Source organism: Rhizobacter sp. (assembly GCA_021153565.1).
Classification (GTDB): domain Bacteria; phylum Pseudomonadota; class Gammaproteobacteria; order Burkholderiales; family Burkholderiaceae_C; genus Albitalea.
The window spans coordinates 1-10895 of record JAJKJU010000203.1 but is presented as its reverse complement, the minus strand read 5'-3'; the positions used below and the strand labels follow the sequence as shown (position 1 = coordinate 10895).

10 protein-coding genes are annotated in these 10895 nt (G+C 63.8%); 5 read left to right on the top strand and 5 right to left on the bottom strand.

Annotated features, from left to right (window positions below; genetic code table 11):
• The first annotated feature begins 244 nt into the window (after nucleotides 1-244).
• Entirely contained in the window at nucleotides 245-1309 is a 1065-nt protein-coding gene (dmeF, locus tag AC30NL_RS12790) for a CDF family Co(II)/Ni(II) efflux transporter DmeF (RefSeq protein ID WP_489464381.1), read from the top strand.
• A 194-nt stretch (nucleotides 1310-1503) separates the two neighbouring features.
• Here the strand turns inward: dmeF and murU are convergent, their stop codons facing one another.
• Together murU and speD are read right to left on the bottom strand one after the other, a co-directional pair.
• Nucleotides 1504-2208, bottom strand: coding sequence for an N-acetylmuramate alpha-1-phosphate uridylyltransferase MurU (gene murU / locus AC30NL_RS12785; protein ID WP_489464380.1), 705 nt, complete (start codon nucleotides 2206-2208; stop codon nucleotides 1504-1506).
• Entirely contained in the window at nucleotides 2205-2591 is a 387-nt protein-coding gene (gene speD / locus AC30NL_RS12780) for an adenosylmethionine decarboxylase (protein ID WP_489464379.1), read from the bottom strand. Before speD ends, murU begins: the two co-directional genes overlap by 4 nt.
• Before the next feature lie 252 nt (nucleotides 2592-2843).
• Here speD and tkt point away from each other — a divergent pair, with 252 nt between their 5' ends.
• The 4 genes from tkt (at nucleotide 2844) to AC30NL_RS12760 (ending at nucleotide 8421) form a co-directional block, all read left to right on the top strand.
• Complete coding sequence (gene tkt, locus AC30NL_RS12775) at nucleotides 2844-4886, top strand: transketolase (RefSeq protein WP_489464378.1); 2043 nt, start codon at nucleotides 2844-2846, stop codon at nucleotides 4884-4886.
• Nucleotides 4883-5371: a hypothetical protein gene (locus AC30NL_RS12770; protein ID WP_489464377.1), complete on the top strand. Its 489-nt coding sequence runs from the start codon at nucleotides 4883-4885 to the stop codon at nucleotides 5369-5371. The genes tkt and AC30NL_RS12770 overlap by 4 nt, the downstream gene beginning before the upstream one ends.
• Nucleotides 5372-5451: 80 nt before the next feature.
• Nucleotides 5452-6468, top strand: a complete 1017-nt coding sequence (gene gap, locus AC30NL_RS12765) for a type I glyceraldehyde-3-phosphate dehydrogenase (RefSeq protein WP_489464376.1) — start codon at nucleotides 5452-5454, stop codon at nucleotides 6466-6468.
• 246 nt (nucleotides 6469-6714) lie between these two features.
• Nucleotides 6715-8421, top strand: coding sequence for a S8 family peptidase (locus AC30NL_RS12760; RefSeq protein WP_489464375.1), 1707 nt, complete (start codon nucleotides 6715-6717; stop codon nucleotides 8419-8421).
• Between the two features lie 80 nt (nucleotides 8422-8501).
• On the opposite strand, the gene AC30NL_RS12755 is transcribed toward AC30NL_RS12760, so the two are convergent.
• Genes AC30NL_RS12755 through AC30NL_RS12745 form a run of 3 tightly spaced genes read right to left on the bottom strand, consistent with a single transcriptional unit; the run spans nucleotide 8502 to nucleotide 10647 of the window.
• Entirely contained in the window at nucleotides 8502-9173 is a 672-nt protein-coding gene (locus AC30NL_RS12755; RefSeq protein WP_489464374.1) for an SPOR domain-containing protein, read from the bottom strand.
• Nucleotides 9173-10120, bottom strand: a complete 948-nt coding sequence (locus tag AC30NL_RS12750) for a biotin--[acetyl-CoA-carboxylase] ligase (protein WP_489464373.1) — start codon at nucleotides 10118-10120, stop codon at nucleotides 9173-9175. Before AC30NL_RS12750 ends, AC30NL_RS12755 begins: the two co-directional genes overlap by 1 nt.
• 17 nt (nucleotides 10121-10137) lie before the next feature.
• Nucleotides 10138-10647, bottom strand: a complete 510-nt coding sequence (locus tag AC30NL_RS12745; RefSeq protein ID WP_489464372.1) for an SET domain-containing protein — start codon at nucleotides 10645-10647, stop codon at nucleotides 10138-10140.
• Nucleotides 10648-10895: the final 248 nt, after the last annotated feature.

Below are 10895 nucleotides of genomic sequence, written 5' to 3'. Positions count from 1 at the left end.
TCACACACCCAAGGTAGGAGCCCAGTGCGTGAATTACGCCCGCTGGGATCTGTGCGGGGGGCGTCCAGCAATGGGTGTCTCTACCGCGATCCATGTCCTTAGGTGCAGCGTTTCACGACGTGACGGGAGATTGTGTGTGTGGCTTCGCCACGGGCCTCCGCAAAATGCGGGCACATAGGATGGGCGTGGCTGCGCCTCGGGCCATGTCCTTATCCCTCCCCGCGACAAAAGAAGTGGCGCGAGAATGGCTGACATGACGAACCCGACGCATCACCATCCTCATGCCCACGACCTGTCGCCCTGGCAGCACAGCCACCAGTTCGACAGCGGCAACAAGCGCGGCGAAGCGCGCACGCGCTGGGTGCTGATGGTGACCATCGTGACCATGGTTGTGGAGATTGCTGCCGGGTGGTGGACCGGGTCCATGGCCCTGCTTGCAGACGGCTGGCACATGGGCACGCACGCACTTGCACTCGGCGTTGCTGCTGCCGCGTATGCATTGGCGCGGCGACATGCCACGGACACGCGATTCAGCTTCGGGACCTGGAAGATCGAGGTGCTCGGAAGCTTCGCGAGCGCTCTTGTGCTGGGCATGGTCGCCATCGGAATCGTCTTTGAATCAGTGTTGCGCCTATGGCATGCCGAGCCCATCGCCATCCACGCTGCATTGACCGTTGCGGTAACCGGGCTGATCGTGAATCTCTTGTCGGCGTGGCTGCTGCATGGGGCGGACGACGGGCATGGGCATGCGGGACATGGACATGCGGGACAGGGACATGCGAATCATCACGACGCGCACGACCACGATCACCATGGACACGATCACCACGAAGCGCATGCGCACGACCATGCACCGCACACCAAGGGCCACGACCTCAACCTGCGCGCTGCCTACGTCCACGTTCTCGCCGACGCGCTGACGTCCGTTCTTGCCATCGCCGCGCTTTGCGCCGCGCTGTGGCTCGGATGGTGGTGGATCGACCCCCTGGTGGGCGTGCTTGGGGCCGTCGTGATCGCGCTCTGGTCGGTAAGTTTGCTGCGCCAATCTGCCGCGGTGCTGCTCGACCGCGAGATGGATCATCCACTCACCCATCGCATCCGCGAAGACCTCGAATCCGATGGTGATGCCAAGGTGGCCGACCTGCATATCTGGCGTGTGGGCCGCGACCAGTTCGCCGTCATCGCCTGCGTCGTGGCCGACGTTCCACTTGCGCCGGCCGTCTATCGCCAGCGCCTCGCTCGCCACGTGCAGCTTGTGCACCTGTCGCTGGAAGTGAATCGTTGTCCGCAGGCCATGCCGCCGAAGTGAGAGGCTGAGAGTATTTCGAACGTGTCCGAGCAGCACGTCAAAAGGCGCCTGAGCTAGGCGCAAAGCGCAGCCATAGCTTGGCTATGGCGGGCATTTGCAACAACGAGCAGGGGGCTTTTGGCGTGATGAGCGGGCATGATCGAAGTACTCTCAGCCTCTGAGTTGACGCGAATTCGTTCGCGGCGAACTCGTGATCAGGCGGCGTTCAATGCCGCCAGTTGCGCGGGTGTACCGACGTTTTCCCACTCGCCGTCATACACCTCGGCACTGATACGACGCTTGCGCATGCCGTCGAAGAGCAAGGGGCCAAGGGGGGCTTTTTGCCCGGACGCGATATCGGCCACGATGCCCGCCCGGCACAACGCGATGTTGGCGTAAGTCCATCGCCGACCGTCGGGCCCGGGGCCGTCGGCCAGTCCCATGCCGTCGGCATCGATGCCGAAATCGCCCTTGGGGTGATACGGCGGGTTGGGCACGAGCCACAGATGCGCGTCGAGCTTTGTCTGCGCGAAACGATCTGCGCGCTCCTTGTCGAAGGCAAACCCTGGCATGAAGATGTCGCCCGATACGACCCAGAACACATCGTCATCGCGCTCGATGAGCAAGGGCAGCGCTTTCGCGATGCCGCCCGCCGTCTCGAGCGCCCCACCGTGGTCGCGGCCTTCGAGCGAGTAGTGCAGGCGCACGCCGAAGCGCGAGCCGTCGCCCAAGGTCTCGACGATGCGTTCTTCCAGCCACGCGGTGTTCACGACCATCTCGCGAACTCCGGCCTTTGCCAAGGCCTCGATGTGCCACTCGATGAGCGGCTTGCCGCGCACCTTCAACAGCGGCTTGGGTGTGTGATCCGTCAGTGGACGCATGCGCTCGCCGCGGCCGGCTGCCAGGATGATCGCTTTCATGCGGTAGCTCCGGTCGGAATCGGCAGGGCGCCGCGTTGCAATGCCTGGCGCTCGATGCCTTTGGCGCCGAAAGATGCAATCAATGCATTCAAAAGCGAATGGGCGCGATCAGTGTTATCGCTGCCATGGTTGCAGACGTATACATCCAGGGTCACCGAAGCCAGTTCGGGCCAAGTGTGCACCGCCAGATGCGACTCGGCCAGAAGCACCACTCCCGTTACCCCGCCGGGCGCCGGGAAAGGATGAAACAACTCGCCCACGGGCTGCAGGCCAGCTCCCATCACTGCGGCAAGACACAGCTGCCGCAGTGCTTGCGGATCGATCATTGCCGCCAGCGTCGTGTCGCAGTCCCTCAAGTCCGCGGTCAGGTGCAGTCCATCCATCCGGCGGGATTATCGGGCCCTTGATCCTCCTTGCTCTGAGGGGCTGAGAGGATTTCGATCATGCCCGCTCATCACGCCAAAAGCCCCCTGCTCGTCGTTGCAAATGCTCGCCATAGCCCGGGCTATGGCTGCGCTTTGCGCCTGGATCAGGCGCCTTTTGACGCGCTGCTCGGACACGCTCGAAATACTCTCAGCCCCTCGGACGACGCCCGTAAAATCCCGCCTCTTCCCCTCCACCTCCCGGGACCCCGCATGGCCGCCGCACTCGCCTCGATGGCAATCCAGCCCCCCACCTTCCTCATGGCCAACGCCATCCGCGCCCTCGCGATGGACGCGGTCCAGCAAGCCAACTCCGGTCACCCCGGAGCCCCGATGGGCATGGCGGAAATCGCCGCTGCCCTGTGGGGCCGGCACCTGCGCCACAACCCGCGCAACCCGCATTGGCCTGATCGCGACCGCTTCGTGCTGTCCAACGGCCACGGTTCGATGCTGATTTACGCCCTCTTGCATCTGACAGGCTACGACCTGCCGATGAGCGAGCTGCGCAACTTCCGCCAACTTCACAGCAAGACGCCCGGTCACCCCGAAGTCGGGGTCACTCCGGGCGTCGAGACCACCACCGGGCCGCTTGGCCAGGGCCTGACCAATGCCGTTGGCATGGCACTCGCAGAGAAGCTGCTCGCGCACGAGTTCAACCGCGAAGGCATCCCGCTCGTCGACCACCACACCTATGTGTTCATGGGCGACGGCTGTCTCATGGAAGGCATCAGCCACGAGGCCTGCAGCCTCGCCGGCGTGTGGCGCTTGAACAAGCTCATTGCGTTCTACGATGACAACGGCATCAGCATCGACGGCCAAGTCGGCCCCTGGTACGGCGACGATGCCGCCAAGCGCTTCGAGGCCTATGGCTGGAACGTCGTCGGCCCCGTCGACGGGCACGACGTGGATGCCGTCGACGCGGCCATCGTCGAAGCCAAGCAAAGCCAGAGCAAGCCCAGCATCATCATCTGCAAGACGACCATCGGCAAAGGTGCGCCGACGCGCGCCGGCACGGCCAAGGCGCACGGCGAAGCACTTGGGGTCGAAGAAATCCAGAAGACCCGCGACGCGCTCGGATGGGTCCACGAGCCCTTCGTGATTCCCGAGGCGGCCTACGAGCACTGGGACGCAAAGGCTCGCGGTGCGCAGTTGGAAGCGCAGTGGAACGAGCAGTTCACCGCCTACCGCGCGACGCACCCTGAACTCGCGGCCGAATTCATCCGTCGCGTGCAGGGCGAACTGACCAAGAACTTCAGCCAGGTGGCGGTGGACGCCGCGATCGCCGCGCACACCAAGGCCGAGACGGTTGCCTCGCGCAAAGCCAGCCAAATCGCGCTCGAAGCTTTCACCAAGTCGCTGCCAGAGCTGCTGGGAGGCTCGGCCGACCTGACCGGCTCCAACCTCACGAACACCAGCTCGACGCCGGCGCTTCGCTTCGACGAGCGAGGCGAACCCAATGGCGGCCGCCACATCAACTATGGCGTGCGCGAGTTCGGCATGGCGGCCATCATGAACGGCATTGCGCTGCATGGTGGGTACGTTCCCTACGGCGGAACATTCCTCACCTTCAGCGACTACAGCCGCAACGCCCTGCGCATGGCCGCGCTGATGAAGCTGCGCGTCATCCACGTCTTCACGCATGACAGCATCGGCTTGGGCGAAGACGGCCCGACGCACCAGTCGGTAGAACACGCTGCGTCGCTGCGATTGATCCCGGGCCTCGATGTCTGGCGCCCGGCCGACACGGCGGAGACGGCCATCGCGTGGGCCTGCGCCATCGAGAACAAGAACCGCCCGAGCGCCTTGCTGTTGTCGCGCCAGAACCTGCCCTACGGACCGAAGGCCGGCCTCGAAGACATCTCCAAGGGCGCTTACGTGCTCGCCGAGCCAAACGAGGTGGGTCTCAAGAAAAAGCCACAGGCAGTCATCATCGCCACTGGCTCGGAAGTGCAGCTCGCACTGCATGCCCAGCAGCAACTTGCGATGCAAGGCATTGCAGTGCGCGTGGTGTCCATGCCATCGACCACCGTTTTCGACCGCCAGGACATCGCCTACAAGCGCAGCGTGCTTCCGCAAGGGCTGCCGCGAGTGGCGGTGGAGGCGGGCGTGACCGACGGCTGGTGGAAGTACGGCTGCGCTGCAGTGATCGGCATCGACACCTATGGCGAGTCGGCACCGGCGAACGTGCTGTTCAAGCTATTCAACTTCACGGCGGAGAACGTGGCGGCAACGGTGCAGAAGGTGCTTCGAGGATGAGCGCCCTGACGCGTCACGCATCGTTCGCGTCGCGACATTTGCTGACTTCATGTTCGGTGGTATGCGTGGCGCTGGCCATGACGGCCTGCACGACACCACCTCCCGCCCCGGCACCAGCGCCTGCTCCGTCTCCCGCCGACGCTTGCAAGGCCCTGGTGGAAAGCCTGACGGCGGCCATCCCGGTTGGCCAGTCGCTGGCCGAACTGCAGGCCCGCGGCTTGAGGGTCAAGACGCCCTTGAGCTTTCCGCCGGGGTCGGTCCCGAGGCCGGTCCAAAGCAGCGGCGCGGCGGTGCAGATGCTGATCCAGGCCGACGGCGGCGTGACGCCGGGATCGCAGAAGACGCTCAAGAGCGTGGGCGAACCGCAAATTGCCACGGCGATGGAAGCGGCCGCGCTGTCGATGAGATTCGACTTCGACGACGTTTCCAAATTCGCGGCACCCGTCCCTTACGTCGCCACGTTTGCCGTGTGCATCCGGTCATGAATCGGATTCAAGCTAAAGCCTAAAGCCGATTCGTACCCATCAGCCGCCACAATCTTCAACGCAACTTACGGAGACCTCCCATGACCATCAAAGTCGCCATCAACGGCTACGGCCGCATCGGCCGCAACGTCCTTCGCGCCCACTACGAAGGTGGCAAGAAGCATGACATCCAGATCGTTGCAATCAACGACCTGGGCGACCCCAAGACCAATGCGCACCTGACCAAGTACGACACCGCCCACGGACCGTTCCCCGGCACCGTGACGGTCGACGGCCACTACATGGTCGTCAACGGCGACAAGATCCGCGTGCTGGCCAACCGCAACCCGGCCGAGCTGCCCTGGGGCGAGCTGGGCGTGGACCTGGTGATGGAGTGCACCGGCTTCTTCACCACCAAGGAAAAGGCATCGGCCCACCTGAAGGGCGGCGCCAAGAAGGTCATCATTTCGGCGCCGGGCGGCAAAGACGTGGACGCGACCGTTGTGTTCGGCGTGAACCACAAGGTCCTGAAGTCAACCGACACCATCATCTCGAACGCCTCGTGCACCACCAACTGCCTCGCTCCGCTGGTCAAGCCGCTACACGACAAGCTGGGCGTCGAGTCGGGCCTGATGACGACCATCCATGCCTACACCAATGACCAAGTGCTGACAGACGTTTATCACGAAGACCTGCGCCGCGCCCGCTCGGCCACGCACTCGATGATCCCGGCCAAGACCGGTGCGGCTGCTGCGGTGGGCCTTGTGCTGCCGGAACTCAACGGCAAGCTCGACGGCTTCGCGATCCGCGTGCCGGTCATCAACGTGTCGGTGGTTGACCTGAGCTTCGTGTCCAAGAAAGCCACGACCGTCGATGAAGTCAACGCCATCCTGAAGGCCGCGAGCGAAGGCGAGTTGAAGGGCATCCTCGGCTACAACACCGATCCGCTGGTGTCGGTGGACTTTAACCACAACCCGCTATCGAGCATCTTCGACTCCACTCAGACCCGCGTGTCGCCGGATGGCAAGCTGGTGAAGGTGCTGAGCTGGTACGACAACGAATGGGGTTTCAGCAACCGCATGCTTGACACGACGGTCGCTTTCGTCGGCGCAAAGTAAAGCTGGCAGGCCAGGGCTTCGCCGGGCGAGGCGAAAAAGAGGGTGGTCCCCGAAAGGCGGCTACCCTTTTTTGCTTGATGACCGTGCCGTCGCGAAAGAACATTCGGTTACGCGCACTGAACAAGCCAGCAATGCAGACGCATTAAGGCGCTTCTAAACTCAAGGCGGAGTTGAGGTCCACGTAGACAAGCGCAACCGCGTTCACCGTACAGGTCCTCACACCGAATTCGACGGAGATCATCGACCATGCGTCACCCCTTGTTCGCCATGGCTGCCCTGTGTTTCACACTCGCGCCGGTCGTGCTCCGGGCGCCGATGGCGCAAGCGGCCACCGATGCACCGGTCGTGTCTGCAACGGCACAACAGACGGCGCGAGTGATCGTCCAGTACAAGACTGGCAGCAGCGTGATGCGTGCGCTGTCCGCAACCGAAACCAGCGGCACCCTGGCGATTCCGCGACACGCGGCGGTGCTCTCGTCACGCCTGCGCATCTCCATGGCCGATGGCCAGCCGACGGGGCGCAGGTCCCAGGTGCTCATCGCCCAGGGCATGACGTCTGAGCAGCTTGCCGCCCTGCTGTCGAAAGACGCCGATGTCGAGTTCGCCGAACCGGACCGCACGCGCAGCATTCATTCGGTGCCCAACGACCCGCTGTATGCGGACTTCCAGTCCACCGCGACGCCCACTGTCGGTCAGTGGTATTTGCGCGCGCCGACTGCGACCAATGTGTCGGCCATCAACGCCGAGACCGCGTGGGACACGACCACCGGATCGAGCGCGGTCGTGGTTGCCGTTCTCGACACAGGCATTCGTTTTGACCACCCGGACCTGCTTGGAAAAACCCTTCCCGGTTATGACTTCGTCTCTGACGCACAGCGCGCCAACGATGGCGATGGCCGCGATGCAGATGCTTCCGATCCGGGCGATTGGGTGACTCCTTTGGAGGTGAACGACGCCGCCAGCCCGTTCTACCACTGCACCGACCCTAGCCCCGCCACGGGTCAGTACTCCGGCGAGAACAGCAGTTGGCACGGCACGCAGTTGGCGGGTCTCATCGGTGCGGCGACGAACAACGGAATCGGCATGGCCTCGGTGGGGCGCAACGTGATGATCCTTCCGGTGCGTGTGCTCGGCAAATGCAACGGTCGCGACTCCGACATCCAGGCCGCGATGCGGTGGGCGGCAGGCATATCGGTGCCGGGTGTTCCCGACAATCCGTACCCCGCCAAGGTCGTGAACCTGAGTCTCGGCGGCAGCGGATCTTGCGGATCGGCCTATCAAACCGTCGTGGATGAATTGATTGCCTTGGGTATCACGGTGGTGGCGTCGGCCGGTAATGATGGGGACGCGGTGGCGGCACCTGCGAATTGCGCCGGCGTCATCGCGGTGGCTGGAGTGCGCCATGCAGGCACCAAGGTTGGTTATTCCAGTCTCGGGCCAGAAGTGGCGATCAGTGCACCGGCCGGCAACTGCGAGACCGCGACGGGTGCGTGCCTGCACCCGTTGCTGACCACCACCGACAGCGGCGCCACGACGCCCGCCGCCAGCGTCTACAGCGACAGCTTCAATGCGTCACTCGGCACGAGTTTTTCGGCACCGCTCGTTGCAGGAACGGTGGGGCTCATGCTGTCGGTCAATCCAAGTCTTACGACAACGCAGGTGCGCAGTGCGTTGCAGCACTCCGCCCGGCCCTTCCCCGCATCGAGCTCCAACACGTCTACCCTATGCCAGCCCCCCAGCTCGACGACTTTGCAAGAAGAGTGCGTGTGCACAACGACGACCTGCGGTGCAGGCTTGCTCGATGCCGCCGGCGCGGTCTCGGCGGCGGCGAATACAACACCCCCACCACCGAGCGATGGTGGCGGAGGCGGGGGCGCCATGGGCTTTGAATGGCTGACTGGTCTGCTTGTGGCAGTGCTCGCGTTGTCTCGGGGTCGCCGACATCAGGTCTGATGCGGCACGAATCCCCTTGTTGAGCAGATGGCGTGTACGCCTGGTTTGGGCGTCTTACGTCACGCACTGCATGGCTTGTTTCAGGGGGGGGTGATGCAGGCCGAGAAGCCCCTGCCCAGGCCCTCGAGCTTGAGCGCCGACATCTTCGTGGCAAGGTCTTGATCGGCACGTGCGACACGCAAGGTGTATTGCGTGGACGCCTTCGCAAGTTCGATCACCTTGCCGGTGTGTAAGCCGTGCTGAGAAAGTTTTTGCAGCGCTTCGTCGGCGGCGTTGCGGCTGGAGTATCGGCCGAGTGACAAGCCGGGTTCGAGCGCCGGGAAGCCGGTGATTTCCTCGTACGCCACTTTGATGCGCGAAAGTTCCTGTTCCTTCTTCTGCAGCGCTTCGTGATTCGCGTAGCGGCCCATGTAGACGATCCAGCGCGCCGGTTGCTCGTGCGTCTGCCGAGACCAAGTGCCGGCGGGCAAGGCCAATGACGCGGTGTTTTCCGCGGCAACGATGCCCGCGTCGTCGAAGGGTCCTGCCTCCAGGCAGGTGAATTTGGATTCGGCGGCGTTTGCGGCCGCGGCCGCGGCCAGAGTCTGCGGCGTCAACAGGCGCACGGATTCTGGTCGCACCTGCTTGGCGAGACGTTCGGGTTCACGGTCGCCGCTTGCACGCACGCCGACCAAGTCATCGACCCAGCCCTGCGACCACACGAAGAACACGATGTTGGCCAGCAGCAGGAAGGCGACGATGGATCTCAGCATCACACACTCTGGTGCGGGGCGAGCCGTACGCTGACCTCGCCGCTGCCGACTTCCTTGACCCCCTGATCTGTACGAACAAGCAGCGAGCCATCGGGCGCAAGGCCTGTAACGATGCCTTCGGGAACGTCGGGGTGGGTGGTCAGCACGGCGCGGCCAAACAGGATGTCGCGCGTAGCGAATGTGGCAGCGAAGGCTTGGAATCCCTCGCGCTCGAAGCGTCGCAAGGCGTCGACCAGCGGCTTCGCCACCTGCGACAACACCTTCGGCGCGGTCGTGTCGGGGGCGATCTCCTGCAAGCAGGCATAGCCAGTCGAGACCTCGCTGGTCGACATTGGCAGCACATTCAACCCCACGCCGATCACTGCCAGTCGCTGCGAACCGGCAGCCACGGTTTCGATGAGGATGCCGCCAAGCTTGCGGCCGCCGCCCTCGTCGTCAAGCAGCCAAAGATCGTTGGGCCACTTGACGCCCAGGCGCTGGCCCGGTCCCCGGGTGGAGGTGGAGGGCCCGCCTTCAATAGATTCGGCGCTTTCAGCAGGCGTGCCTAGCGGATCGAGCGCTTCCGCAAGCGCCACACCGACGGCGAGCGAAAGGCCGCCCCAGTCCTTTGGCGACAAGGGCAGCGCCAGCGAAAACGTGAGTGATGCCCCCGGTGCCGCCTGCCATAGACGGCCTTGCCGTCCGCGACCATGCGTCTGGTGCTCCGCCACCAGCAAGCAGGGCTGCAGGTCGGCGGTACGGCGGCCAAAGGCGGTGCTCTCGACGCTGCGTCGTACCTGGGCCACGTGGCCCTCTTCGGACGGCGGAGTGACGATCCGTGCCCGCTCGAGCAGTGCACTGTTGGTCGATGAAATGCGCGCCACCACCTCGACGCTCAGACCCGGCAATTGGGGCGTTAATTGCTCCCAGAGGGCTTCGGCGCCCCATCGGAGGGAATGGTCAGTCATTGGATCCTTGGGGCTGCTCAGCGTTTTGGTGACAACATCGTGCCACGGCATTTCTTGCTACCGCAGCGGCATTCGTACTCTTTCTTCAGTTTCGGCGTGTAGCGCTCATCAATGACGAGCCCGTACACGAAGAAGAGTTCCTCGCCCGGCTTCAGTGCACGCAACGCCTTGATGAAGATGCGCCCATCTACCTCTTCAGCCTCGCAATTCGGCTCGCAGGCGTGGTTGATCCAGCGCGCGGCATTGCCGCCGTACTTCGCGTCGATGACGTTCTTGTCATCGATGTGGAAGTAAAAAGTGTGATTCGGGTTTTTCGGGTCGTGCGGATGGCGGCGCAGCGCTTCGGGCCAGGTGATGATTTCGCCCTTGTATTCGATGATCACGTCGCCCTTCGGGATGGGCGCCACGGCAAAGACCCCTTTGCCGTGAACCCCGGAGCGGCGAATCTGGATGCGCCTTCCATTCCTGGGAGCGGACACCTTGGCGGCATCCTGGCGGGGGGGCTTGGCGGCTCTCGCTTGCGTCATCGACTTCTTTGGGTACATTGAATTTGTGGGCGCGCGCGCGTACATGTATGCGCGCGAGAAGCCCGGATTGTATTGATGCATTAACGCCACCCTTGCGGGCAGGCCCAGAAAGACCTATGAGCATGACGCTGACAAGCCATTTGAAGGCGCCCGAGCGCCGGGCCGCCCCAAGCGGGCGCCATCCCCTCGGGGGATCGATCGCGGGACTCCGCGAGCGAGGGGCTGTCATGACGCCCGAGCGCCGGGCC